The sequence below is a fragment of the Sedimenticola sp. genome (genome assembly GCF_050289425.1).
In the GTDB taxonomy this organism is placed as follows: Bacteria; Pseudomonadota; Gammaproteobacteria; order Chromatiales; family Chromatiaceae; genus Sedimenticola.
The window spans coordinates 11683-35469 of the sequence record NZ_JBNKFS010000006.1 but is presented as its reverse complement, the minus strand read 5'-3'; the positions used below and the strand labels follow the sequence as shown (position 1 = coordinate 35469).

27 protein-coding genes are annotated in these 23787 nt (G+C 55.6%); 19 read left to right on the top strand and 8 right to left on the bottom strand.

Features of this window, described 5'->3' with window-relative positions; translation table 11 throughout:
• Window positions 1-25 precede the first annotated feature (25 nt).
• Window positions 26-619: a hypothetical protein gene (locus ACQY5R_RS05570; RefSeq protein WP_428605567.1), complete on the top strand. Its 594-nt coding sequence runs from the start codon at window positions 26-28 to the stop codon at window positions 617-619.
• 51 nt (window positions 620-670) lie between these two features.
• On the opposite strand, the gene ACQY5R_RS05565 is transcribed toward ACQY5R_RS05570, so the two are convergent.
• The 4 genes from ACQY5R_RS05565 to ACQY5R_RS05550 all read right to left on the bottom strand — a co-directional run bounded on the left by ACQY5R_RS05565 (window position 671) and on the right by ACQY5R_RS05550 (window position 2768).
• Entirely contained in the window at window positions 671-1015 is a 345-nt protein-coding gene (locus ACQY5R_RS05565; protein ID WP_428605565.1) for a TusE/DsrC/DsvC family sulfur relay protein, read from the bottom strand.
• 162 nt (window positions 1016-1177) lie between these two features.
• Entirely contained in the window at window positions 1178-1837 is a 660-nt protein-coding gene (gene cas6 / locus ACQY5R_RS05560; RefSeq protein WP_428605562.1) for a type I-MYXAN CRISPR-associated protein Cas6/Cmx6, read from the bottom strand.
• Between the two features lie 21 nt (window positions 1838-1858).
• Window positions 1859-2563, bottom strand: coding sequence for a hypothetical protein (locus tag ACQY5R_RS05555; protein WP_428605559.1), 705 nt, complete (start codon window positions 2561-2563; stop codon window positions 1859-1861).
• A gap of 28 nt (window positions 2564-2591) precedes the next feature.
• Complete coding sequence (locus tag ACQY5R_RS05550; RefSeq protein WP_428605557.1) at window positions 2592-2768, bottom strand: sulfur relay protein DsrC; 177 nt, start codon at window positions 2766-2768, stop codon at window positions 2592-2594.
• Between the two features lie 507 nt (window positions 2769-3275).
• Between ACQY5R_RS05550 and dsrA the strand changes: the two genes are divergently transcribed.
• From dsrA to ACQY5R_RS05465, 17 genes are all read left to right on the top strand, one after another.
• Window positions 3276-4520: a dissimilatory-type sulfite reductase subunit alpha gene (dsrA, locus tag ACQY5R_RS05545; RefSeq protein WP_428605554.1), complete on the top strand. Its 1245-nt coding sequence runs from the start codon at window positions 3276-3278 to the stop codon at window positions 4518-4520.
• Between the two features lie 101 nt (window positions 4521-4621).
• A complete protein-coding gene (gene dsrB / locus ACQY5R_RS05540) occupies window positions 4622-5695 on the top strand; it encodes a dissimilatory-type sulfite reductase subunit beta (protein WP_428605551.1) in 1074 nt (357 codons plus the stop codon).
• Window positions 5696-5721: 26 nt separating this feature from the next.
• A complete protein-coding gene (gene tusD, locus ACQY5R_RS05535) occupies window positions 5722-6114 on the top strand; it encodes a sulfurtransferase complex subunit TusD (RefSeq protein ID WP_428605548.1) in 393 nt (130 codons plus the stop codon).
• 16 nt (window positions 6115-6130) lie between these two features.
• Window positions 6131-6520 (top strand): sulfurtransferase complex subunit TusC, encoded by a 390-nt coding sequence (gene tusC / locus ACQY5R_RS05530; RefSeq protein ID WP_428605546.1) that lies wholly within the window; start codon window positions 6131-6133, stop codon window positions 6518-6520.
• Between the two features lie 12 nt (window positions 6521-6532).
• Window positions 6533-6841 (top strand): sulfurtransferase complex subunit TusB, encoded by a 309-nt coding sequence (tusB, locus tag ACQY5R_RS05525; protein WP_428605543.1) that lies wholly within the window; start codon window positions 6533-6535, stop codon window positions 6839-6841.
• A gap of 49 nt (window positions 6842-6890) precedes the next feature.
• Complete coding sequence (locus tag ACQY5R_RS05520) at window positions 6891-7223, top strand: TusE/DsrC/DsvC family sulfur relay protein (RefSeq protein ID WP_275097334.1); 333 nt, start codon at window positions 6891-6893, stop codon at window positions 7221-7223.
• Window positions 7224-7422: 199 nt separating this feature from the next.
• On the top strand, window positions 7423-8142 hold the full coding sequence (locus ACQY5R_RS05515) for a respiratory nitrate reductase subunit gamma (protein ID WP_428605541.1): 720 nt from the start codon (window positions 7423-7425) through the stop codon (window positions 8140-8142).
• A gap of 39 nt (window positions 8143-8181) precedes the next feature.
• Entirely contained in the window at window positions 8182-9726 is a 1545-nt protein-coding gene (gene dsrK / locus ACQY5R_RS05510; RefSeq protein ID WP_428605539.1) for a sulfate reduction electron transfer complex DsrMKJOP subunit DsrK, read from the top strand.
• A gap of 89 nt (window positions 9727-9815) precedes the next feature.
• Window positions 9816-11771: an NAD(P)-binding protein gene (locus tag ACQY5R_RS05505; RefSeq protein ID WP_428605537.1), complete on the top strand. Its 1956-nt coding sequence runs from the start codon at window positions 9816-9818 to the stop codon at window positions 11769-11771.
• 8 nt (window positions 11772-11779) lie between these two features.
• On the top strand, window positions 11780-12301 hold the full coding sequence (locus ACQY5R_RS05500) for a sulfur reduction protein DsrJ (protein WP_428605534.1): 522 nt from the start codon (window positions 11780-11782) through the stop codon (window positions 12299-12301).
• A 2-nt stretch (window positions 12302-12303) separates the two neighbouring features.
• The gene (gene dsrO / locus ACQY5R_RS05495) at window positions 12304-13077 is read left to right on the top strand and encodes a sulfate reduction electron transfer complex DsrMKJOP subunit DsrO (RefSeq protein WP_428605532.1); all 774 of its coding nucleotides are present in this window, start codon (window positions 12304-12306) and stop codon (window positions 13075-13077) included.
• A gap of 18 nt (window positions 13078-13095) precedes the next feature.
• Window positions 13096-14301 (top strand): NrfD/PsrC family molybdoenzyme membrane anchor subunit, encoded by a 1206-nt coding sequence (gene nrfD, locus ACQY5R_RS05490; protein ID WP_428605530.1) that lies wholly within the window; start codon window positions 13096-13098, stop codon window positions 14299-14301.
• Window positions 14302-14708: 407 nt separating this feature from the next.
• Window positions 14709-16094: a cobyrinate a,c-diamide synthase gene (locus tag ACQY5R_RS05485; RefSeq protein ID WP_428605528.1), complete on the top strand. Its 1386-nt coding sequence runs from the start codon at window positions 14709-14711 to the stop codon at window positions 16092-16094.
• 122 nt (window positions 16095-16216) lie between these two features.
• The gene (locus ACQY5R_RS05480) at window positions 16217-16543 is read left to right on the top strand and encodes a HesB/IscA family protein (protein ID WP_428605526.1); all 327 of its coding nucleotides are present in this window, start codon (window positions 16217-16219) and stop codon (window positions 16541-16543) included.
• 224 nt (window positions 16544-16767) lie between these two features.
• The gene (locus tag ACQY5R_RS05475) at window positions 16768-16989 is read left to right on the top strand and encodes a hypothetical protein (RefSeq protein WP_428605523.1); all 222 of its coding nucleotides are present in this window, start codon (window positions 16768-16770) and stop codon (window positions 16987-16989) included.
• A 172-nt stretch (window positions 16990-17161) separates the two neighbouring features.
• A complete protein-coding gene (locus tag ACQY5R_RS05470) occupies window positions 17162-17977 on the top strand; it encodes a CheR family methyltransferase (protein WP_428605944.1) in 816 nt (271 codons plus the stop codon).
• 77 nt (window positions 17978-18054) lie between these two features.
• Window positions 18055-18462 carry a GFA family protein gene (locus tag ACQY5R_RS05465; RefSeq protein WP_428605519.1) on the top strand — a complete coding sequence of 136 codons (408 nt, stop codon included), beginning with the start codon at window positions 18055-18057 and terminating at the stop codon, window positions 18460-18462.
• A 98-nt stretch (window positions 18463-18560) separates the two neighbouring features.
• Here the strand turns inward: ACQY5R_RS05465 and fusA are convergent, their stop codons facing one another.
• The 4 genes from fusA to grxC form a co-directional block, all read right to left on the bottom strand.
• Complete coding sequence (gene fusA, locus ACQY5R_RS05460; RefSeq protein WP_428605516.1) at window positions 18561-20618, bottom strand: elongation factor G; 2058 nt, start codon at window positions 20616-20618, stop codon at window positions 18561-18563.
• Between the two features lie 166 nt (window positions 20619-20784).
• Window positions 20785-21228, bottom strand: coding sequence for a hypothetical protein (locus ACQY5R_RS05455; protein WP_428605514.1), 444 nt, complete (start codon window positions 21226-21228; stop codon window positions 20785-20787).
• Window position 21229: 1 nt separating this feature from the next.
• Window positions 21230-21631, bottom strand: a complete 402-nt coding sequence (locus ACQY5R_RS05450) for an RNA-binding S4 domain-containing protein (RefSeq protein ID WP_428605511.1) — start codon at window positions 21629-21631, stop codon at window positions 21230-21232.
• Complete coding sequence (gene grxC / locus ACQY5R_RS05445) at window positions 21628-21912, bottom strand: glutaredoxin 3 (protein ID WP_428605509.1); 285 nt, start codon at window positions 21910-21912, stop codon at window positions 21628-21630. The genes ACQY5R_RS05450 and grxC overlap by 4 nt, the downstream gene beginning before the upstream one ends.
• Before the next feature lie 146 nt (window positions 21913-22058).
• Between grxC and ACQY5R_RS05440 the strand changes: the two genes are divergently transcribed.
• Entirely contained in the window at window positions 22059-23768 is a 1710-nt protein-coding gene (locus tag ACQY5R_RS05440; RefSeq protein WP_428605507.1) for a diguanylate cyclase domain-containing protein, read from the top strand.
• Window positions 23769-23787: the final 19 nt, after the last annotated feature.

The following is a 23787-nucleotide window of genomic DNA, read 5'->3' as shown; positions in this document are numbered from 1 at the left end:
CAACAAGAATAAATAGGGGAAAATGATGAATAAGCTCGCACGCTTTGCTTGCCTGCTCTCTGTAATCACATTGGTGGGTTGTGCGCATCCCATTACCATTACGCCGAATCTGTCGACTATCGATCGTAAGAATGTGACGCCGATAGATAAAAACGCCGGTTATTTTATTTCAGATCAGGACCGGGAAAATAAGGTGATTACCCCTGGGGGCGGGGGTGACAAGGTGGAGTACACCCCTTACAAGGATATCGAACCCGCCTTGCAGAAGGTTCTGTCTAATCTGTTCGCGAAGGTCTACAAGGTCCCTTCACCTGAGGATACAAAGTTTATCGCTGACAATGATCTCGCCTTTGTCTTTGTACCACGGGTGCAAACCACATCCTCTTCAAGTGGGATTATGACCTGGATGGCGACTGACTTCACACTGATTCTCGATTGCAAGGCGATCGATCGGAGTGGAAAGGTGGTGTGGGAGGATAGCATCAGCAAAAGTGGCCATGCTGAATTTAATGAGATGATGGAGACGGGCGATTATCAGCTCTCATCTAGACGTGCCAGTGAGGCGGTATTTCTGTCGCTGCAAGAGCAGCTCAACAGTAACGCTACATTTCGCCGATGATTTGAGAACTGGCTATGGATGGTGGGGTGGGAGCCCCACCATCCATAGTGATCAATACCCGCCTTTACGCTTGGTCTCCGGCAGGCCGGCGATCTTTCCCGCTTGCTTGGCCGGGCCCATGGGGAAATGTTCATACAGGGTCTTGGCATCCACTTTGTCCAGATCGGTCCAGACCGATTTGAAGTGTTTGACCATGTTGCGTTCATTCGGCTGATTGCCGTTATTGTTGAAGTACTCGTCGCGCAGGTAGTTGATCACTTCCCAGGCTTTGTCTGACAAATTCACGCCTTCCGCTTCTGCGATGACACCTGCCAGATCTTCGTTCCAGTCTTCGTGATTCACCAAATAGCCGTTTTCAGTGGCCTCAATGGTATTGCCATTCAGTTGGTAGGACATGGTTTACCTCCGGTATTGTTATATCAGCATCCGCGGCCACCTTATTTGGTCGGCATCGTCTCTCTAGTTGGATGACTGTAAGTTAAGGATATTAACGAAAGCTTATATGTTATAGGGGCCGTTTGTAAAATTAAACAATTTTTTGCCTGGGGGTTTGTTTGGCTAAAAGGACTTTTGTGGCAGGAATAGACCGCACCCCAGCGTGCGATGGGGTCCCAGGCCCTGCTCTTGTAACCGGATAGCATCTTCATAGGGAAGTTCTGCCACCAGCAGGCTCCGGGTGTGAATCGGTCCTTCGGGGCTTTGCAGCAGGTGGGTCTTGCCACAGAGAATTTTCTTGAACCGCAGCCCTCGGCGTTTTAATTCATCCACGGACCCGGCAATAAACGCCTCTTCCGAAAGACCGGCGTCGGTGGCGATATAGCGGGCATAGAGAAAACGGGTCATGGCCAGACGCTTCGGTTTGCTTGAATGGATCTGCATCACGTGGCCGGCGATATCCAGGGTGCGCCCAACCAACGCCTCGGCTGCTTCGACCCATTCGGCCGGGAGTCGCAGGGTGAGCGGGGTTCTTTTCGAGAGATGTAGCAGGGCATCCTGATCTTCAGGCCGCTCCCAGCCGTTACCGGATTCGGCGCAGTGAATCAGGTGCAGGCCGACGCCGGGTTCTTGCAGAAACCAGGGGAGGTGTTGCTGAATGGCCTGTGCCAAGGGCCAGGCGTGATCAACCGGCAGGGTGGGACAGCTAATACGGAACTGAAGATCAATAATATCTTCAGGAACGGTAAAGCCCTCTTCGCCACGCTCTTCTTCCCAATACATCGTCTTGGTCCTGTGTTTATCTCAGTCCGGTATCAGCGCCCGCAGGGCGTCCCGGTCGTACCACCAGTTATCATTGACCAATACTTCCAGCACCTTGGCCAGTCGGGGTAAAAATTTCTCCGGTTGATCCAGCTCCAACTGTTGTACCCAGAAATCGAATATCTCCTGCTCTTCCACCTGACTATGGCGACGCGCCACCTGTCCCATCAGCTGATTGGTGAAAAAGAGCAGATTTTCCCGACTCTGTTCGTCGGCACGCAGATCAACGATGTAATTGGCTACCGCGGCGGCGACGGCAGCGCCATCGGAGCGGTCCGGCGTCTCGTCGATCAGGTGCTGCAACATGGCCACAGTCAATTCCGGGTCGATGGGGAAGGTGACACTCAGCCAGATGCCATGTGCCAGTGCGGCAATCGAGTCGGGCTGCTCGGACTGGAACAGGATGTCGCATGCCTCGACCGCATGCTGCCAGAGTTGTGCGTCCAGTGCGTGGGGAAACAGTGTGCGGGCCAGTGCCGATGCTTCGTCAAAGCGGTTCAATTCCAGCAGGGCATAGCCACAATCCAATTCCAACTGCAACCGGTCAGTCAAGGGTGCTGCGTCATCCAGGTCTGCCAGTTGCTGCTGCGAGTCGGCCAGGCGCAGCTCAATTTTCTGGGTCGAAGGTACCGCGTCCTCAGCGGAATCGTTATCACCCATGATGGTTTCGGTCTGCAGGTATTTCACGCAATCGCTTCCTTCTATCAATTCGGCTTTAGGTAAAGGCGGCTTCCAATCGATCTTCCCAATCCTCCGGTGTATCACTGAAGGGCGGTTTCACATCAATGCGAAAAAACATCTCCGACTGGCGGCGTATCTTGATGATTTCGATCAGCTCCTCGAAAGAGTCGACTTCGGGACTTTGTATCAGGACCTCACTCAACAGGAGCATGTGTGTACCTCTTTAATAATGGCAGTAAGGCAGTAAAATGACGTCCGCTTTTGGCGCTGCCTGAATACCCAAGTAAACTGCTTGGGCAATTATTGAACCCCAGGGATTGTGCCTGACGCAAGCCCAAAATGGGACAGGGGGTATGCTGCACCGCACTATCCGTTTGCGCTAAAAAACTTAAAACCGGGTAAAAACTAAAAACATAACTATCTGTTATATATGGTAATTTAAAGTTAGTGACTTATTGTTTTCATATATTACCAAATTATCATATATCCCATAGTGGATATGCCTTTTTTCTCCACTCCCCCCCATTAGCGGGGTATTTTTGCTGCATAAGTGAATCCTAAAATGCTTGCCATGTTCTGGAATAAGGGTGTGTGCTCCGAACCGGATTACAGGTCCTGAATTTCCCGCTCATCAAGTGCTATCGGTCTACATCTAAGATCCGGTTTCAAGGTGAGTAGGAAACCACTATATAAATCGAGATCAATGGGAGAATAACTGATGGCGAAACCGATGCATGATACCCCCATGCTTGATCAGTTGGAGAGCGGCGTCTGGCCGAGCTTCGTAAGCGGACTCAAGCGCCTGGCTAAAGACAACGACATGATGGTTGACCTGCTCGGCCAGCTTGAAACTTCTTACGAAACTCGTAAGGGTTATTGGAAAGGTGGTACGGTCGGTGTCATTGGTTATGGTGGTGGTGTGATTCCACGCTTTACCGAACTGAAGGACGAGAACAACAAACCGTTGTTCCCCGCCGCGGCCGAATTCCACACCCTGCGTATCATGCCGCCTCCTGGCATGCACTACGATACCAAAACCATCCGTCAGTTCTGCGACATCTGGGAAAAGTACGGTTCCGGCCTGATCGCCTTCCACGGCCAGTCCGGCGATATCATGTTCCAGGGTTGTACCACCGACAATGTCCAACCCGCATTTGATGCCATCAACGAGATGGGCTTCGATATGGGCGGTGCCGGACCGGCTGTACGTACCGGCATGTCCTGCGTGGGTGCCGCACGTTGCGAGCAGTCCTGCTTCGACGAAGCACGCGCTATGCGTACTTGCGTTAACGCTAACCTGGATGACATGCATCGTCCGGCCCTGCCTTACAAACTGAAGTTCAAGGCTTCCGGTTGTGCCAATGACTGCATGAATTCGATCCAACGTGCCGACGTCTCCATGATCGGCACCTGGCGCGACGACATGAAAGTTGATCAGGCTGAAGTGCAGGCCTATGTGGCCAACAAAGGTCGTAAATATGTGATCGACAACGTCATCACCCGTTGCCCAACCCAGGCACTGTCACTGAACGATGACGACACCCTGGCGGTTGATAACCCTAACTGCGTACGCTGCATGCACTGCATCAACGTCATGACCAAGGCCCTCTCTCCCGGCGATGACCGCGGTGTCAGCATCCTGGTCGGCGGAAAGCGTACCCTGAAGATCGGTGACTTGATGGGTACCGTGATTGTGCCCTTCCACAAGCTGGAAACCGATGAAGACTTCGAATGGCTGGAAGAGCTGGGTACCAATATCCTCGACTTCTTCGCCGAGAATGCCCTGGAGCATGAGCGTACCGGTGAGATGATCGAGCGTATCGGCTTGACCAACTTCCTGGAAGGTCTCGAGCTCGAAATCGATCCCAACATGATCAACCAGCCACGTACCAACCCTTATGTCCGTACCGATGGTTGGGCAGACGAGGCGGCCAAGTGGAACGAGCGCCAGGCGGCTCAGTGATTTATTAAGGTGAAGGCCCGCCGTACAACGGCGGGCCGACGAACCGGACCGGTTCCGGTATCAATAACAGATTCAGATACTAAGAGTTTTTGGAGGTAAAAATGGCTGAAGCACCTCGCATGCCCGACGAGACAGGCGTACCAGAGATAGAGCCCTATCTTCACCCTGTCCTGAAGAAGAACTACGGCAACTGGAAGTGGCATGACCGTCCCCGTCCCGGTGTTCTTCATCACGTGGCCCACAGTGGTGATGAGGTTTGGACCGTACGTGCCGGCACCCAGCGTCAGATGGATGTCTACACCATTCGCAAGCTGATGGATATTGCCGACGACTTCGCAGAAGGTTATGTCCGCTTTACCATCCGTTCCAACATCGAATTCATGGTTTCGGAAGAGTCCAAGGTACAGCCGCTGATCGACAAGCTGCTGGAAGAGGGCTTCCCGGTCGGTGGTACCGGTAACTCGGTCTCCATGATCTCCCACACCCAGGGCTGGCTGCACTGCGATATTCCAGCGACCGATGCCTCCGGTGCGGTTAAGGCGCTGATGGATGAGCTGCATGAAGAGTTCGTGCGTGAAGAGATGCCGAACCGTGTACGTCTGACCACCTCTTGCTGTCAGATCAACTGCGGTGGCCAGGGCGATATCGCCATCAATATCCAGCACACCAAGCCGCCCAAGATCAATCACGATCAGGTCGGTAACGTCTGTGAGCGTCCCTCTGTTGTGGCGCGCTGCCCGGTGGCGGCGATTCGTCCCGCTGTGGTGAACGGCAAACCGACCCTGGAAGTGGATGAGCGCAAGTGTATCTGCTGTGGCGCCTGCTTCCCGCCTTGCCCGCCGATGCAGATCAACGATCCGGAGCACTCCAAGTTTGCGATCTGGGTAGGTGGCAAGAATTCCAACGCTCGTTCCAAGCCGACCTTCCACAAGCTGGTGGCAGCCGGTATCCCGAACAACCCGCCGCGTTGGCCGGAAGTGGCTGCCGTGGTCAAGAACATCCTCCGCGTATACAAGGAAGATGCCAAGGATTATGAGCGTATCGGTGAGTGGGCAGAGCGTATCGGTTGGCCGCGTTTCTTTGAGAAAACCGGTTTGCCGTTCACCAAGTACCACATCGATAACTGGCGTGGAAGTCGTGCGAATCTGAATGCCTCCGCACACATCCGCTTCTAAGTTGATTGGCTATAAGGGAATCGATAATGAAATTTGCGATTCAAGTAAATGAAGGTCCATACCAGCACCAAGCGGCTGATTCGGCCTATCAGTTCACCAAGGCCGCCCTGGAGAAGGGGCATGAGATCTTTCGTGTCTTCTTCTATCACGACGGTGTGAATAACGCGACCAAGCTGACAACGCCACCGCAGGATGACCGCAATATCGTCAACCGCTGGAGTGAGCTGGCCGAACAGCACAACCTTGACCTGGTGGTCTGTGTGGCAGCGGCTCAGCGTCGCGGTATTGTGGACGAGGGTGAAGCCAAGCGTAACGGCAAAGATGCCGAGAATATCGCAGCCGGCTTCCGTATCTCAGGTCTTGGCCAGTTGGTAGAGGCCGGCATCCAGGCGGATCGCCTGGTTGTGTTCGGCGACTAAGAGAAGGGGTAGAGAGATGTCCGAAGAAGAGATGATGGACGACGAGGTCGTCAAAAAATTCATGTTCGTCAACCGGCGTGCCCCGTACGGTTCCATATACGCCCTGGAGTCGCTGGAAGTGGTGCTAATTGCCGCTGCATTTGATCAGGATGTAAGCCTGGTGTTCAGCGATGACGGTATCTATCAGTTGAAAAAGGGTCAGGAGACCGCCGAAGTAGGCATGAAGAACTTCTCACCCACCTACCGGGCGCTGGAGATGTACGATGTGGAAAAACTCTACGTCTCCAAGACCGCTATGGATGAGCGTGGCATCAGCAAGGATGACCTGATTGTCGATGTGGAAGTCCTGAGCGATGAGGCCCTGGCGGACCTTATGGATGACCAAGACGTCATCTTCAGTTTCTAAGAGGTGGGCAAGATGAGTATTTTACACACGGTAAATAAATCACCTTACGAGAAGAGCTCCCTCGATAGCTGCCTGAGTCTGGCGAAGGCGGGGAGTGCAATACTGCTGATCGAGGATGGTGTATACGCTGCGTTGAAAGGCGCGGCAAAAGAGTCTCAGATGCAAGAGGCTGCCCAAACAAAGAAGCTGTATGTTCTGGGACCGGATCTGAAAGCACGCGGTATGGCGGAAGATCGGGTTATTGATGGCATAGAGATAGTAGACTATGCCGGCTTTGTTGACTTGGCCGCTACGCACGACAAAGTCAACGCGTGGCTCTAGTCACAAATAACTGAATTTTTTACACGAGTACTTTACTGGAGAATGAATCATGGCAATTGAAGTCAACGGCAAGTCTTTTGAGACGGATGAAGAGGGCTACCTGACCAATCTGTCCGATTGGGAGCCAGGTGTGGCAGAAGTCATGGCCAAAGAAGATGACCTGGAACTGACCGAAGAGCACTGGGACATCATTAACTTCCTGCGCGAGTACTATGAAGAGTACCAGATCGCACCGGCTGTTCGCGTTCTGACCAAGGCGGTTGGCAAGAAGCTGGGTAAGGAAAAAGGCAACAGCAAATATCTGTATGCCCTGTTCCCCTACGGCCCCGGTAAACAGGCTTGCCGCTTTGCCGGCCTGCCGAAACCGACCGGCTGTATCTAATCCGGTAGTTGTTGGAAATAGTCACCCTCTCTGCAGTCGATGGGAGGGTGTGACAGGGTGACCTTCTCCGCCATGGAGAAGGCGACTCTGCGCAACGGAAAGCGAGGTTTCCAGATACTGACACACTTCGTTGAAGTGCTTCGCAGACCGGAGAGGTAACGCCTTCCGGTCACTAGAATAGCTTGAGGATCGCAGGAACATGTCCACTGTCTATGCGTTGCTGTTTATCGTAGCGACCGTCGTGCTGGTGATTGGCCTGGCAAGAAAGATTGTCCAGTATGCCAAGACACCGGCTCCATTGAAGATTCCTACCACTCCGGCCCCGGTGACGCAAACCGGTGTGGTGATGCGCCTATTCCGCGAAGTGGTGTTTTTTGAAAGTCTTTTCAAGAGTACCAAGTGGACCTGGATTTTCGGTTGGCTGTTCCATATGGCGCTGTTTGTCGTACTGTTGCGCCACCTGCGTTATTTTATGGATCCCGTCTGGCTGCCGATTGAGCTGATCCAGCCGATCGGTGTTTATGCCGGTTTCGCCATGCTCGCCGGTCTGGGCGGGCTGCTGATCCGCCGCCTCTTTGTCGACCGGGTACGCTATATCTCTGCGCCCTCCGATTACCTGTGGCTGCTGGTTCTGATGTTTATCGGCTTCAGTGGTCTGATGATGAAGTTTGTCGCCCACACCGATATCGTCATGGTGAAACAATTCTTCACCGGTCTGCTGGGCTTTAGTATTGGCACTTTGCCGATCGATTTTCCGTTATTGGTTCACCTCACCCTGGTGGCGCTGCTGATGATTCTGTTCCCTTTCAGCAAACTGCTGCATGTGCCGGGTATCTTTTTCAGCCCGACCCGAAATCAGGTGGACAACCCCCGAGAAAAACGTCACCTCGCCGATTGGGCGAAGGCGATGGAAGAATAATCGCAGCAGCATAAGACTGATAGCCGAAGAGGGTATTACATGGCTAAGGCAGAATTCGATGTACCGGAACTCCAGGAATACGTGGATGTGCCGGAACTCGTGGAAGGCACAATGGCGCATCTCAGCCCGTTTGTTGCCAAACCGGATCACAACACGCCACTGGGTTTTCCCGGTGAGCTGGTCGATGACTGGCACGACAAGGTGCTGGAGAAACTGGATGATCTGCGTTCACGCTATCGTTCCCTGCAGGTCTATCTGGATGCCTGTGTAAAGTGTGGTGCCTGTACCGATAAGTGTCACTACTATCTCAGCACCAAAGATCCGAAGAATATGCCGGTGGGCCGGCAGGATCTGCTGCGTAAGGTCTATCGCCGTTACAACACCTTTGCCGGCAAGTATTTCCCCTGGCTGGTGGGTGCCAAGGATCTGACCCGCGAAACCCTGGATGAGTGGTACAGCTATTACCATCAATGTTCCCAGTGTCGTCGTTGCTCGGTGTTCTGTCCTTACGGCATCGATACCGCCGAGATCTCCATGGCGGCGCGCGAGATTCTCGACAGTGTCGGCTATGGCCAAAAGTACTGTAACGAGATCATTGCCAAGGTCCACGAGAAGGGTAACAACCTGGGTCTGCCCGGTCCCGCGATCCTGGATACCCTGGAGGGTCTGGAAGAGGATGTCTTTGACGAGACCGGCGTTGCTGTCAAGTATCCGCTGGATGTGAAAGGTGCCGAGATCCTGTTGGTGACCCCTTCCGCCGACTTCTTCGCCGAGCCCCACGTCGACGGCTTGATCGGTTACGGCAAGGTATTTCATGAGGCCGGCGTCAGCTGGACCCTGAGTACCACCGCTTCTGAAGCCGGTAACTTCGGCATGTTTATCGGCAGTTACGAGAACATGCGCCGGGTGGCATTGCGCATTCGCCAAGCCGCCCTGGAATTGGGCGTCAAACGTATCGTGTTCGGTGAGTGCGGCCACGCCTGGCGTGTGGCTTATGCCTTCCTGAACACCTTGGCCGGACCGTTCGATTTCCTGGATCCCCGTTATCCGGTACCGCAGCATATCTGCGAATACACCCATGACCTGATCCAGCAGGGCAAATTGCAGTTCGACAAGTCAGCCAATGATGACATGACCCTGACCTTCCATGACTCCTGCAATGTGGCCCGCGCCACACGCATGGGCGACAAACCGGGTGGCCAGTTCGATATCCCCCGTGCCGTGATCAAGGCGGTCTGTAACAACTACGTCGACATGGATCACGAAACCATCGGTGAAAAGACCTTCTGCTGCGGTGGCGGCGGCGGACTGCTGACCGATGACCTGATGGAGATCCGGGTCAAGGGTGCTTTGCCGCGCATGACCGCGCTGCAGAATGTGATCAAGGATGAAGGTGTCACGCACATGGCTGCCATTTGCGCCATCTGTAAAAGTCAATTTACCAAGGTGTTGCCGTACTACGGCATGGAGATGGACCAGATCGTCAGTGTCCACCAGCTGGTCAGCAACGCCATCATTCTCACCCGTAAAACCGAGGTGGAGGATGACGCCGATAGCGACGAAGACGTGGACGGCGACGCGTAACAAAGAGTTGAACGAGTTTGAGGTATAACGCGCTGGTGACCGAATGCCGGCGGTGTTTTAAGAATTATATAGGTTGAGGAGAGAATTCCATGGCAACTCCTACGGAACAGATGAACGAAAAACTGAGTTTCCGCCGCTTTAAGGATGGCGATAACGAGTGGGACGATTTTAGTGAGAAGATCTTCCGGGAAGATACCTCTTACAAATGCCCGACCTACATCCACAAGACGCCGCCCTGTCAGGGGAGCTGCCCGTCCGGTGAGGATATCCGTGGTTATCTGGCGATCGCCCGCGGCCAGGAAAAGCCCCCCGAGGGTGTCGAGCGTGACGAGTACATGTTCCGCCGTTCCACCGATGCCAACCCCTTCCCCTCGATGATGGGCCGGGTCTGTCCGGCACCTTGTCAGGACGGTTGTAACCGCAACGATGTGGAAGACTTTGTCGGTATCAATGCCGTCGAGCAGTATATCGGTGATTCGGCGATCGCCAACGGTTACAAATTCGCGCCCGGTGCGGATATCGCCAAGAAGGTGGCTGTTATCGGTGGTGGTCCTGCCGGTATGTCTGCCGCTTATCAACTGCGTCGTCTGGGCTACGGTGTCACCATCTTTGACGAGAACGAAGAGCTGGGCGGCATGATGCGCTACGGTATTCCGGGCTATCGTATTCCGCGTGACAAGCTGGATGCCGAACTGAACCGCATCGTTGAGATGGGTGTAGAGCTGCGCCTCAAGACCCGTGTCGGCCGTGATGTGGCCGTCGCGGATGTCGAGAAAGAGTTCGATGCACTGCTCTGGGCCCTGGGTTGTCAGAGTGGACGTGGCCTGCCGGTCCCTGGCTGGGAAGGCACCCCCAACTGTGTAACCGGTGTCGCTTTCCTGAAGGCCTTCAACGAAGGTCGCATGAAAGTGACGGCGGAGAAAGTGGTCTGTATCGGTGGTGGTGATACCTCTATCGACGTGGTCTCCGTGGCGCGTCGCCTGGGACATGTGCAGCACACGAACCCCACCGATCGTCCCGAACTGGTCGTGCAAGACGGTTACGTCGCCCATGATGTGGCGGTAACGGCAGAAGCCCAGGGTTCCGATGTGACCCTGACCTCGCTGTTCACCAAAGACAAGATGATGGCCGCCGAGCACGAAGTGCACGATGCCACCACCGAGGGTGTCACCATTCTGGACGGTGTCATGCCGCTGGAAGTGATCGTCGGCGAAGACGGTCGTGCGACCGGCCTGAAGGTATGCGATTGCACCATGGACGGCATGAAGCCGATCCCGGTGGAAGGTACCGAGCGGGTACTGGAGGCGGATCTGATCGTCTCCGCCATCGGCCAGGGCGGTGATATGAGCGGTCTGGAGGATTTGGCCAACGACCGTAACCTGATCGATGCCGACAAGTTCTTCCAGGTGCCGGGTAAGCAGGGTCACTTCGTGGCCGGCGATATTATCCGCCCGCACCTGCTGACCACCGCTATCGGCCAGGCTTCTATCGCCGCCGAAAGTATCGATCGCTTCCTTAAGCAGGAAGAGCTGGTGAAACGTCCCAAGGTGGATGTGCACCATTTCGATCTGCTGGAGAAACTGCACGAAGCGGGTAAGGATCCGGAGCACTTTGATCCAAAGGTGGGAGATCAGCGCGGTACGGCTGATGCCAAGTATGCGGTACACAACTTCGAGAACCGTGCCGAGCAGGAGGTGATTCCGTCCAGCGATCTGTTCCTGGGTCACTTCTCCTTCACCCCGCGCAACAAGCGTACCGAGGAGGTGCCTTCCGCTGAGGTGGTACTGGGACACTTCCATGAGCGTCTGCATCCCTACAGCGAAGAGCAGATGGTAGCCGAAGCGAAACGCTGCATGAGTTGCGGTATGTGTTTCGAGTGCGACAACTGTGTGGTGTTCTGTCCGCAGGACGCGGTGTTCCGCGTCAAGAAGACGGAGGCGACCACCGGCCGCTATGTCGACACCGATTACAACAAGTGTATCGGTTGCCACGTGTGTAGTGATGTCTGTCCGACAGGCTATATCCAGATGGGTCTTGGTGAATAGGAGCGGTAATGGGCAGTTTATCCGGCATTAGGCGACTTGCTGGGTTCCTGGTGGCGGGAGCGTTGCTGCTCCTTGCCAGCGGGGCGAGCAGCGAAACGGCGGTGACCAAAGGGTCCAAGGCGGCTGGCCTGGATACCTGTGTGGCCCCGACTGCAGTGATGCGGCGCAATCACATGGACTATCTCAAACATGATCGCAATGAGACGGTGCACAAAGGTATCCGGGATACCCGTTTCAGCCTGGCTGAGTGCGTCGATTGTCATGCGGAGAAGGACAGTGCAGGCGCCTATAAACCGGTGAATGCCGAAGGCCAATTCTGCGATACCTGCCACAGCTATGTGGCGGTCAATCTCACCTGCTTCCAGTGTCATAACAAGACGCCGGAGAAGCGCAGCGGTAACGGCACGGCCAAGCGAGAGGGCGAAGACGACGCCAGGCAGGCATTGGGTCTGTTGCAGTCCATCGACCAGCCGCTTTCGCTGAGCCGGGATGAGCTGGCCCGTCTGCATGCCACGGTAAAGGGGAACTGATCATGAGCAATAGAAATGACCAGCCTGATATGCAGCGGCGTGACTTTATTGGTAAGACGGTACTGGCCGCCGGTGCGGCGACTATCGCCCCGGGTGTGTTGCTGACCGTCGCAAACGCCTCCTCCACCGAGGGCGTATCCAGTCAGGTACGTTGGGGCATGCTGATCGACACCGACAAATGTGCCGACGACTGCAGTGCCTGTGTCCAGGCGTGTAACAAGGAGAACGGCATCGACCTGATCGATCGTCCGCAAGGGCAGTCCGATGAGATGTGGAATGCCCAGCGTCCGCAGTGGATCCGCAAGGTGAAATTGCGTGACATCCAGACCGGTGAGATCTCACAGCTGCCGATGATGTGCCAGCACTGCGAACACCCACCCTGCGTGGATGTCTGTCCGACCGGTGCCTCGTTCAAACGGGCCGACGGTATTGTCATGGTGGATCGGCATATCTGTATCGGTTGCCGGTACTGCATGATGGCCTGTCCTTACAAGGCGCGCTCCTTCATCCACCAGGATGTGGCGGAACAGGTTACCGGGGCGCCTCGTGGTAAAGGCTGTGTCGAGTCCTGCAACCTCTGTGCCGGCAGAATCGACGCCGGGCAACAGACCACGGCCTGTCAGGATGCCTGTAACCGGGATGGACACAAAGCCATCTTGTTCGGTGATCTGAAAGATCCGAATAGCGAGATTGCGCAGGCACTGAAGGCACACCATAGCCGCCAGATTCGGGCCGATCTCGAACTGAATACCGGCGTTCGCTACACCAATGTCTAAGCGGTAGGGAAGAAGTCGATGAAAAAAATGCAATACCGCGAGCTTTACTGCAGTTCCCCACGCTATTGGGGTGGACTGACCTCTCTCGCCTTTATCATTCTATTGGGCCTGGGTGCGGCCTTCCATATGGAGCATAACGGCCACTTTGTGACCGGTATGAGCAACCAGATCGTTTGGGGGTTACCCCATGTGTTCGCCATTTTCCTGATTGTGGCGGCCTCGGGTGCGCTCAATGTCGCCTCCATCGGTTCCGTATTCGGCGGTCCGCTGTATAAGCCGTTGGGTCGTTTTTCCGGCTTGCTGGCGATCGGTCTGTTGGCCGGTGGTCTGGTGGTGCTGCTGTTGGATCTGGGCCGGCCTGATCGTCTGATCGTGGCCATGACGTCGTACAACTTCAAGTCGATCTTCGCCTGGAACATCATTCTTTACACTGGCTTCTTCACTATCGTCGGCCTCTACCTATGGGCCATGATGGACCGCAAGATGGGCCACCTGAAACGGCCGATCGGCTTTGCCGCCTTCTTCTGGCGTCTCGCCCTGACCACCGGTACCGGCTCCATCTTCGGTTTCCTGGTGGCGCGTGAAGCCTATGATGCTGCGATCATGGCGCCGATGTTTATCATCATGTCCTTCAGTTACGGATTGGCGTTTTTCATCATCACCCTGATGGCCGCTTACTGGTGGGCGGGACGCACCCTGGGTGATCTGCGCCTGGCCAAGCTGAAAAACCTGCTGGGGGTGTTTGTTGGGGCGGTGCTCTATTTCGCCATGGTCTATCACCTGACCAACCTGTATGTCACCCAGCATCACGGGGTGGAGCGTTTCATCCTGCTGGAGGGCGGCGTCTACACCAACATGTTCTGGATCGGCCAGGTGTTGATTGGCGGTGTCATTCCGCTGTTCCTGCTCTATTCGCCGGCCTTTGCCAGCTCGCGCTTTGCCATTGCGGTGGCTTCCCTGTTGGTCCTGATTGGCGGTTTTTTCCAGATCTATGTGATCGTGATCGGTGGCCAGGCGTTTCCGATGAACCTGTTCCCGGGCAAAGAGGTGCTGGAAAGCAGCTTCTTTGACGGCGTGGTAGCCGCATACACACCCACCTTGGCAGAGGCACTGCTGGGCATAGCCGGCGTCTCCGTTGCGATGACGCTGGTGGCGATCGGTGCGCGCATGTTGCGGGTGTTGCCGGAGAGCTTGGAAGACCCTGAAGAAGGCGAATGCATCTGATGTCACGAAGCTTTTGTCCGGCTTATTGAAGGAATCCACCGTCGATTTTCGGCGGTGAATTTTTTGTCCAGGGATGGACTTATGCCGCGGAGGCCAAGGATGGCCGGGAGCGGCTTTGCCAGGGATGGACTTATGCCGTGGACGACTCCAAGGATGGAGGAGGTAGGGCAAAGCAGGAGGCCAGAGTCGAGGACAAGGATGGCCGGGAACGACTTTGCCAGGGATGACCGGAAAGGGCTTTGCCAAAAGTGATTGGGAAAACGTTAGCTGGCGTGCACCCCGGTCGTCATAATCGGTTAACCCGGCCACTTTACAGTCAAATACGGAAGGGCGACTATAGCGAGCAGGCAATCCACCATCAGTCCGGCAGCGGTCTGAAGGTTCCGCTACTCAACTGATCAAGGCCTATGTCCTATTTCTTTATCTCCGCCGCCCACAAGTCTTCCGGCAAGACCACGTTGTCGATCGGTCTGACAGCCGCCCTGAGTCGACGCGGCATGCAGGTGCAGACATTCAAGAAAGGCCCCGACTATATCGATCCGCTCTGGCTCACTGCCGCCAGTGGACGCCCCTGCGTTAATCTGGATTTTTTCACCATGTCGCAGCAAGAGATCAGCGACGAGTTTGGGCGCGCCATGGCCGCGGCGGAAATCGGCGTCATCGAAGGCAATAAGGGGCTGTATGACGGTCTCGATCTGGACGGCAGCAACAGCAATGCCGCCCTGGCTGCCAAGCTGCAGGCGCCGGTATTTCTGGTGATCGATGCGCGGGGCATGACTCGCGGCATCGCACCGCTGATCCTGGGTTATCAGGCGTTTGATCCCAATGTACGCATTGCCGGCGTCATCCTGAACAAGGTCGGTGGCAGCCGGCATGAGGCGAAGCTCTGCAATGTGATCAACCACTACACCGACTTGCCGGTGGTGGGGGCGGTACACAGCGCTGCCGAGCTGGTGATCGATGAACGGCACCTGGGGCTGATGCCGAGCAATGAGAGTGAACTGGCGGACAAAAAGATTGCGCAACTCGGGGAAAAGATCGCCGAACAGGTAGATATCGACCGGATACTGAGTATCGCTGCCGACGTTCCGCCCCTGGACTACAACGAACCAGCCCCGCTCGAGCTGCCAGTCGAGCCGCTGCGTATCGGTTATCCCCGGGATCGCGCATTTGGTTTTTACTATCCGGGGGATCTGCAGAAGATGCGCAACCAGGGCGTGGAACTGGTACCGTTTGATACCCTGGGCGATGCCCACTTGCCGGAGGTGGACGGGCTGTTTATCGGCGGCGGCTTTCCTGAAATGGTGATGGACGGGCTGGAGGCGAACACTTCGTTACGTCGGGAGATCAAGGATTTCATCGAACAGGGCGGCCCGGTCTATGCCGAATGCGGCGGACTGATGTACCTGTCCCGCCGTTTGTCATGGCAGGCCAAGCAGTGTGAAATGGTCGGGGCCATCCAGGCGGATGTGGTGATGTACGAGCGTCCTCAGGGACGTGGTTATGTTCGACTGGAGGAGACCGGGGCGAATCCCTGGCCTAAAATAGCTGGATGTAGCCGCGAAATTGCGGCACATGAGTTCCACTACTCGGCACTGGAGAATCTGGATCCGTCGATCAATTTTGCCTACAAAGTGACCCGGGGGACCGGAATTGACGGCATACACGACGGGATCGTCTATAAAAATCTGTTGGCCAGCTACACTCACCTAAGGGATGTGGGCGGTAATCTATGGATTGAACGTTTTCTGGCGCATGTGCGCCGCTGCCGGGACCAGCGTAAAACACAATAATCCGATAACGTCAGCGCGGGTGCGTCGTGCGGTTGAAACGTCGGAACAGTTAATTGAAAGGGTAGGTATAACCGGGATAATCTCATTAAGGATCGTCCCTACAGCAGTACGGAGCATTCTCAATGTTTGAAATTACAGAAAATGCCGCTGAGCAGGTACGCAACGCGGCGGAGCAGGGTGGCACAGAGGGTATGGTGCTGCGTATGGCCGCCAGGATGAAAGAGGACGGCAGCATCGATTACCTGATGGGTTTCGACGAAGCCAAAGAGGATGACATACACCTTGTCACCAATGGTGTCGAAGTCGTGATGGAACCGCAATATGCGCCGCTGCTGGATGAAGCCGTGATGGATTATGCACAGTTGGATGATGGCGAGTTGCGCTTTATCTTTCTCAACCCGAATGATGCCAACTATGTACCGGCGGCGAAGACGCGATCCAAGTCATAGCCGCCGGAAACACCTTTCCAAAAAGGGGCGCTTAGCGCCCCTTTTTTTATCCCCGCATGGGGTTGTCGACGATTGTTCTGCAGTGAGATAGATGCTATCAATGGCTCATATTTACCAATGAACACAATTGGTTTAAGGGGTTTGTCGATTTGGTCTAAACTTGAATAACCAAGTAAACAGGTATACTATTTTTTCACCACTCACAACCGAATACAGAGGTATTTATGGATAATCAGGTACAGGTCACGCTGGACAAGGCGGTCCATGATCGGCTGGTGGCGTTGCAGACCGGCTCTTTTCATGACATCAATGCGGTTGTTGAACGGTTGCTGTTCCATGGCGACCGCAAGGTACTTCTGGATGCAGCAGAGCCGCACTACACCATGGAACAGGAGATACAGAGAGAGCGGGATGGCGTGTTTGCAAGCTCTGGCGTATCCTCTTAAGGAAGCCCTGATTAAAGCCATCCCTGGCTTTATCAGTACACGAAAACAAAAAATACGTTTTTTCGTTTTCTTCATTTTCAATGGCTTACAGCCACCGAAAATGGCAGCATATCCCTGTACTGCTGGTAGTCTGTTTATAGTGGTTAAATAAGCACGGAATATCTTGAACACCATGGTCAGTAAGGGGAGTGGGGGTGGAGCGATAGCATATCCTGATCCGATACGGTTACGTGCGGCGACCGATGTGAGCATTGGGACGACAGCTTTTTTCCGTAACCGGTCACTGTTAAAGGTTCTCTGTGAGCGGATGTCTGCATTGCCGTCTGGCCGGATTAATATCCTGGTTCATGCGGGTTCTATTGGTGCAGAGGCGTGGTCTTTGGCGGTAGCGACAGCTTTGGATCCCCGGCTTGCAGAACGTGAAATTGTAGTGACCGTTACCGACATTGAAGCGCAGTTTTTGGACTATGCACGTATTGGTCAATACCCGCGCGAAATCCTCTCCGGCATGACATCTTCTGAACGTGAGTTCTTCACCCCGCTGTCTGATACGACGGTTGCCGTACGGGACGATTTGCGTTCCCGTGTTCGATTTCTACCGGCTTCCTCTGTCGAGGATTTCAGAAGCAGTGAGATGTTCGATGTCGTTATGTTGCTAAATGTGCTGCTCTATATGCCTGGTGAAAGACAGTCACAGGTACTCGACCAAGTGGCGCTTTATAACCGCCATTTGCTGGTTACCACGGGGTTCCACTTCGATCGGATCAAACATGATACGTTACGTAATGGGTATAGACCCATTAGTACTCAAGCCCGTGCGATTCACGATGGTTGGCTGGATCGTCGACGGGAAAAGAGCAGTCACGATGAAGTGATTCCAGGCAGGATATTTCATCCTTGGAGTCTGCCGCCCTTTGAGGAAATCGCCGACTATGAATATATATATTGCGCTATTTTTGAAAAATCGGCTGTACCAACTAATCTCTAGTGTGTGCGGCGGTGTTCAATTCGATAAGCGATCGTGAAGTTTGATTACCTGCGATCTACTGCAAAACGGGAGTACATATGAGCAACGTCAAGGGCAGTTGTCTGTGCGGCCAGGTGAGCTACGAAGTGACCGGACCGCTTGAGCAGTTTCACCTTTGCCACTGCTCCCGCTGCCGGAAGTCCACCGGCTCGACGCACGCCTCCAATATCTTCACCAAACCGGATAACATCCGCTGGCTGTCCGGCGAATCCCTGATCAAACGTTTCGATTTGCCGACGGCAGAACGTTTCGCCCGCTGTTTCTGCACCCATTGCGGTTCGGGCGTTCCATACCTGAGCCGTAACGGACTGGCTCTGATCATCCCGGCCGGTTCCCTGGATGTGGACCCGGGCATTCGTCCCCAGGATAATATCTTTTGGCGCGACCGCGCCTGTTGGTATGACGAGGGACTGGAAGCCCCCCGTTTTGATGAGTATTCCACTTAGCTGTCCGGGACAAAGCAACGCGACCCTGGGGTAGTGTACGCGTGGGCACAAAAATCGTGCCCACCCTACGGGACTGTCCATTCAGCAATCCGCTTCGCTTACTCTTCCTGATGGTGAACCCTGAGCTGATGTTTTTCAGCCAGGTTGCGTTGTACGCTGTCCGGTACCGGATCGTAGTGGCTGAAGCTGATCTCGTAAGTGCCTTCCCCTCCGGTCATGGATTTTAGCTTGGTGCTGTAGCTGTCCAACTCGGCCAGGGGGGCTTGTCCGCTGATCACCATCCGGCCATCCGGCGTCATTTCGGTATTGTGGATGCGTCCCCGTTTCACCGTGAGGTCGGCGGTGATATCGCCCATGGCGTCGCCGTTGGCGGTGATGCTGATGTTGACGACCGGTTCCAGCACTATCGGCCGCGCCTTTTCCAGGGCGTCGTGAAACGCCTTTTTTCCGGCCGTGACGAAGGCGATCTCCTTGGAGTCGACGGCGTGAAATTTGCCGTCATACACCGTGACTTGCAGATCCTGGATCGGATAGCCGGCGATATACCCCTCTTCCAGCGCCAGCCGCACCCCTTTCTCGACAGCCGGGATGAACTGGCCCGGTATTACCCCGCCTTTAACCTCATCGATAAACACAAAGCCCTCGCCGCGGGGTAGCGGAGCCACCCGCAGTGAAACCTCTCCAAACTGACCGGCGCCGCCGGTCTGCTTTTTATGCCGATGATGTCCCTCCGCGGAGGCGCCGATGGTCTCCCGGTAGGGGATGCTGGGTGGGCGGGTATCCACCCGCACGTTATACCGCTCTTCCAACTGCTCCATTACCACGCGCAGATGCAGTTCCCCCATACCCCGGATGACGGTTTCATTGGCCTGGGTGTCGTGTTCGATGGTCAGGCAGGGATCTTCCGACGCGATCTTCAGCAGGGCGTCGGAGAGCTTCTGTTCATCGCCCCGCTTCTGCGGTATCACGGCCAGACCGAACAGTGGCATGGGAAATTGTTCGGGTTGCAGGTGGAAGTGATCTTCATCATGGGAATCGTGTAGCACCGCATCGCGGAATATCTCGTCCACCCGGGCAACGGCACAGATGTCTCCCGGAATGGCCTGGGCAACCTCGGTCTGGTTGCTGCCCTGAATCCGGTAAAGGTGACTCGGCTTGAACGGTTTGCGTGAGTCACCGATAAACAGTTGGGTATTGGTGGTGACCGTGCCCTGATAGACCCGGAACATGCCCAGTTTGCCACGGAACGGATCGTTGCTGACCTTGAATACGTGGGCGACCACATGCCGGCCCGGATCGGGCAGGACTTCCACCGGTTTGGCCTGGGGTAGTTCACCCTTGAGGAAGTGGGGTGGGTTACCCTCGGTCGGGTCCGGCAGCAGCCGGGTCATGATCTTCAGCAGTTGCTTGATGCCGGCGCCGCTCTTGGCCGAGACAAAACAGATCGGTATCAGGTGTCCTTCGCGCAGTGCGGCTTCGAACGGGTCGTGCAACTGGGATGATTTCAGCTCTTCGCCCTGCTCCAGGTAGAGTTCCATCAACTGCTCATCCATCTCCACTACCTGGTCGACGATATTGGTATGCGCCTCGGCCACGGAAGAGAAGGCGGTCGGGTCGCCATCCGGCGCGAAGAAACAGTCCACCACCTTGCCTTGCTCGGCGTCCGGCAGATTGAGCGGGAGGCAGACATCGCCGAAGGTTTCGCGGATACGGTTCAACAGCGCTTCCAGGTCCAGATGGTCGGCGTCGATTTTGTTGATAATGATGGCGCGACACAGACCGTCGTTCTGCGCATGCTCCATCATCGCCAGTGTAGCCGGCTCGATGCCGGTCTCCGCATTGATGACGATGGCGGTGGTTTCCGCGGCTTGCAGGACGCCAAAGGCGCGGCCGAAGAAGTCAATCAGCCCCGGTGTATCGAGTAGATTGATGTGGGTGTTTTCTATCTGCAGGTGGGCCAGTGCGGCGTCGAGTGAATGTTCGTAGCGTTTCTCCTGGGGATCAAAATCGCAGATGGTGTCGCCCCGTTCGATGGTACCCTGGTTTTGTATCACGCCAGCGTGATACAAGAGGGCCTCGACCAGCGTCGTTTTACCGGCGCCTGATTGGCCCACCAGGGCAATATTCCGGATATCCTGGGTGGTATAGGCAGGCATTATTCTCTCCTCGGAAGTTTAATAACGGCGTTCTTGAATCTTTTCTTATCCCACTGGAAGATGGCCCGGGATGCCATGACCCCGATCAACAAGTGGTTGCGCAGCGGGTGGCCGCACCGTTTCTTCAGAGTGTAGTCGCTGGAAACCGCCGGGACAGGATGTGGCGTCAGCCGCGGCGCCCTTTGAAGGCGGCGATCTGTTGGATGATGCGGTTAAAGGGCAGGTGTTCAAGGGATTCGAACTGACGCCGGGCATGGCTGACCAGGGCATGGATGTCCGCGATAAAGCGGGAGGGCTCCGGGCGCTCTTCCATGACCAGGTCCAGCCCGCGCAAGCCGCCCACCTGGATGCGCAGTGCCTGGGCATGATTCAGTACACCACTCCCGTCGCCCGATTTCAGGGTAAAGCGGCTGTGGTGGCGCAGCAGCTCCAGCAATTCGGCACACTGGGACTGGGCACTGTCCGACTTGCAGTGGATGCCTTCGCGCTCGGCCAGATTGAATTTTTCCGACTGGGAACAGCCGGCATGTCCGGCGAACAGGCACTTCTCAAACAGGCAGGCACGCTCATTGATCCGTTCGTAGGTCTTGCGGTAGGCGTCCTGGTCCATGCTAGTCCTTGCCGGTAAAGCTGTGGATCAGGCGCCGGTCCCGCTTGCTGGGCTTACCCGGGGCGGGGCGGGGGGCTGCGGCCCGCAACAACCGCTGCTCTTCAATCTGCTGTTGACGTTTCAGACGACTGCTTTCGTCTTCCAGGTAGAAGTGAACGGCTTCACTGGCTGGACGCCTCTGTTTCGGCAGTTCCCGTACTTCGATCTGCCACTCCAGCGACTCCTTGTGGATGGTGAGCCGACTGCCGACGCTTACGGTTTTGCCCGGCTTGGTGCGCTGGCCGTTGAGATGGACCTTGCCACCGTTGATCGCCTCAATCGCGAGTTGACGGGTCTTAAAGAAGCGCGCTGCCCAGAGCCATTTGTCCAGACGCATATCCGCTGCCTGCCCTGGTGCGTTCATGTGATGATTTCCGGTTCACCCTGTGGTTCCAGCCCCAGTAGCGGGTCGAGTTTGCCCATCATATCCAGCTCCGCCATGTCGTCATATCCCCCGATGTGGTAATCGTCGATGAAGATCTGCGGCACGGTATTGCGTTGGCTGCGCTGGATCATCTCCCGCATGCGTTCCCGGTTGCCCTCTATCTGCAACTCTTCGAAGGTGATTCCCTTTCGGTTGAGTAACGATTTGGCGCGCAGGCAGTAGGGGCAGATGGCGGTGGTGTACATTACGACTTTAGGCATGTCCGGTCTCTAAATTGCAGAGTAATTGGCCTATCGTACCAAGTGCCATGAGGGGGGTCTAGCAAGGCTCAGGTGCAATTTAGAGCTACAGTTTGAGTGGAGGATGACGCTACTGTATTGGGCAGTCGATTAAGAGCTCGAACAAGATGCAACGCTATATCCTCAATCGCAGTTTCTGGTTCGTACCGCTCGCTGTTTGGAGCTTGGTGGCCGGCTTGTCCCTGGTCTGGAATTGGAATGCACTGGATCGCCATTCCCGGGAGATCGCCGAAAACCGTGCCCAGTTCGTTTTCAAGATGGTGGAATCGATACGGCTGTGGAATGCCCGCCATGGTGGGGTCTACGTGCTGGTGGACAAGGATACCCAACCGAACAAATATCTGGAGATCGAAGAGCGTGATATCTCCACCCCTTCCGGCAAGCCGCTCACCCTGTTGAATCCGGCCTTTATGACGCGTCAGCTCACCTACGTGGTGGAAGAGTTGTCCGATATCAAAGTCCATCTCACCAGCCTTAAACCGATCAACCCCGACAATGCCGCCGATCCCTGGGAAACCCGGGCACTGCAGGCGTTTGAGAACGATGTTGAGCTGGTGCAGGAATTTGTCGGTGAGGGCGATGCTTCGCTCTACCGTTTTATGGCGCCACTGATCGCCAAGAAGCCCTGTCTTAAATGCCATGAAAAACAGGGCTACGAAGTGGGTGATATACGGGGTGGGGCGAGTGTCACCTTCAAAGCCGCCTCCCTGCTGACCCCGCAATATGAACAGAAGTGGAACATGGCCGCCATCCACTTGGGCATCTGGCTGCTGCTATCGGCGCTGACGCTGTTTGGCCTGTCGCGTTTCCGTACCCAGATGTTGTTGCTGAAGGGGGCCAAGGAGCAGCAGGATAGGGTGGTGGAGCAGCGCACCGCAGAGTTACGCCAGCAGGTGCATGATCGGGAGCAGGCGGAGGAGGAGTTGCGCTTGCTGATCGACTCGTCCGGCGAAGGGATTTACGGTATTGATAACGCGGGTTGTTTTACCTTTTTAAATCCGATGGCCCTGCGCCTGCTCGGTTATCAGGATGCGGCACAACTGATTGGCCAGAGCGTCTATGACACTGTGCATGACACCGGTGCTGACAGCCCGCCCGGAGGGGGTGCGTCCCGCTTGCGAGCGGCGCTGCAAGAAGGGGAGGTGGTGCACAGTGAGGCGGGGTATTTCCGGCGTGCCGATGGGAGCCGTTTCCGGGTCGAATTTCGCTCCCATCCCCTCATGCGCGAAGGACGGCTGCTCGGTGCGGTCGTCACCTTTGCCGATATTACCGAGCGCAAGGCACTGGAAGAGAAGATCTGGCGTCAAGCCCATTACGATATGCTCACAAAGCTACCCAATCGCAGCCTGTTCCATGACCGGCTGAGTCAATGTTTGCTCAAGGCGAAACGCAACCAGGAGTCGTTTGCCCTGCTGTTCGTCGATCTGGACCGCTTCAAATATATCAACGACACCTTTGGCCATGAGGCGGGGGATCAACTGCTGATAGAGGCGGCCGGGCGGCTCACCGCCTGCGTACGCAGCAGCGATACCGTGGCGCGTATGGGGGGTGATGAATTCAATATCATTCTCACCGGCGTGGAAGGGGCTGAAGCGGTGGCGCAGGTGGCGGACAAGATCCTGGCACAGATGCGCCAACCTTTTATCGTTGCCGGTAGTGAACAGCAAATCTCGGCCTCGGTGGGCATCGCCTGCTATCCGATGGATGGAACCGCTGAGACGGAGCTGTTGCGAAACGCGGATCTGGCCATGTACCGGGCCAAGCAGGATGGTCGTAACGGGTACCAATTTTTTCAAGCCGATGCGGTGACGGGCTGACACCGCCAGGGCATCTTAC

What these genes read in the sequence shown, in the direction of transcription:
- ACQY5R_RS05570 (WP_428605567.1), top strand. Translation starts at nt 26, where the DNA reads ATGAATAAGCTCGCACGCTTTGCTTGCCTGCTCTCTGTAATCACATTG.
- ACQY5R_RS05565 (WP_428605565.1), bottom strand. Translation starts at nt 1,015, where the DNA reads ATGTCCTACCAACTGAATGGCAATACCATTGAGGCCACTGAAAACGGC.
- cas6 (WP_428605562.1), bottom strand. Translation starts at nt 1,837, where the DNA reads ATGTATTGGGAAGAAGAGCGTGGCGAAGAGGGCTTTACCGTTCCTGAA.
- ACQY5R_RS05550 (WP_428605557.1), bottom strand. Translation starts at nt 2,768, where the DNA reads ATGCTCCTGTTGAGTGAGGTCCTGATACAAAGTCCCGAAGTCGACTCT.
- dsrA (WP_428605554.1), top strand. Translation starts at nt 3,276, where the DNA reads ATGGCGAAACCGATGCATGATACCCCCATGCTTGATCAGTTGGAGAGC.
- dsrB (WP_428605551.1), top strand. Translation starts at nt 4,622, where the DNA reads ATGGCTGAAGCACCTCGCATGCCCGACGAGACAGGCGTACCAGAGATA.
- tusD (WP_428605548.1), top strand. Translation starts at nt 5,722, where the DNA reads ATGAAATTTGCGATTCAAGTAAATGAAGGTCCATACCAGCACCAAGCG.
- tusC (WP_428605546.1), top strand. Translation starts at nt 6,131, where the DNA reads ATGTCCGAAGAAGAGATGATGGACGACGAGGTCGTCAAAAAATTCATG.
- tusB (WP_428605543.1), top strand. Translation starts at nt 6,533, where the DNA reads ATGAGTATTTTACACACGGTAAATAAATCACCTTACGAGAAGAGCTCC.
- ACQY5R_RS05520 (WP_275097334.1), top strand. Translation starts at nt 6,891, where the DNA reads ATGGCAATTGAAGTCAACGGCAAGTCTTTTGAGACGGATGAAGAGGGC.
- ACQY5R_RS05515 (WP_428605541.1), top strand. Translation starts at nt 7,423, where the DNA reads ATGTCCACTGTCTATGCGTTGCTGTTTATCGTAGCGACCGTCGTGCTG.
- dsrK (WP_428605539.1), top strand. Translation starts at nt 8,182, where the DNA reads ATGGCTAAGGCAGAATTCGATGTACCGGAACTCCAGGAATACGTGGAT.
- ACQY5R_RS05505 (WP_428605537.1), top strand. Translation starts at nt 9,816, where the DNA reads ATGGCAACTCCTACGGAACAGATGAACGAAAAACTGAGTTTCCGCCGC.
- ACQY5R_RS05500 (WP_428605534.1), top strand. Translation starts at nt 11,780, where the DNA reads ATGGGCAGTTTATCCGGCATTAGGCGACTTGCTGGGTTCCTGGTGGCG.
- dsrO (WP_428605532.1), top strand. Translation starts at nt 12,304, where the DNA reads ATGAGCAATAGAAATGACCAGCCTGATATGCAGCGGCGTGACTTTATT.
- nrfD (WP_428605530.1), top strand. Translation starts at nt 13,096, where the DNA reads ATGAAAAAAATGCAATACCGCGAGCTTTACTGCAGTTCCCCACGCTAT.
- ACQY5R_RS05485 (WP_428605528.1), top strand. Translation starts at nt 14,709, where the DNA reads ATGTCCTATTTCTTTATCTCCGCCGCCCACAAGTCTTCCGGCAAGACC.
- ACQY5R_RS05480 (WP_428605526.1), top strand. Translation starts at nt 16,217, where the DNA reads ATGTTTGAAATTACAGAAAATGCCGCTGAGCAGGTACGCAACGCGGCG.
- ACQY5R_RS05475 (WP_428605523.1), top strand. Translation starts at nt 16,768, where the DNA reads ATGGATAATCAGGTACAGGTCACGCTGGACAAGGCGGTCCATGATCGG.
- ACQY5R_RS05470 (WP_428605944.1), top strand. Translation starts at nt 17,162, where the DNA reads ATGGTCAGTAAGGGGAGTGGGGGTGGAGCGATAGCATATCCTGATCCG.
- ACQY5R_RS05465 (WP_428605519.1), top strand. Translation starts at nt 18,055, where the DNA reads ATGAGCAACGTCAAGGGCAGTTGTCTGTGCGGCCAGGTGAGCTACGAA.
- fusA (WP_428605516.1), bottom strand. Translation starts at nt 20,618, where the DNA reads ATGCCTGCCTATACCACCCAGGATATCCGGAATATTGCCCTGGTGGGC.
- ACQY5R_RS05455 (WP_428605514.1), bottom strand. Translation starts at nt 21,228, where the DNA reads ATGGACCAGGACGCCTACCGCAAGACCTACGAACGGATCAATGAGCGT.
- ACQY5R_RS05450 (WP_428605511.1), bottom strand. Translation starts at nt 21,631, where the DNA reads ATGAACGCACCAGGGCAGGCAGCGGATATGCGTCTGGACAAATGGCTC.
- grxC (WP_428605509.1), bottom strand. Translation starts at nt 21,912, where the DNA reads ATGCCTAAAGTCGTAATGTACACCACCGCCATCTGCCCCTACTGCCTG.
- ACQY5R_RS05440 (WP_428605507.1), top strand. Translation starts at nt 22,059, where the DNA reads ATGCAACGCTATATCCTCAATCGCAGTTTCTGGTTCGTACCGCTCGCT.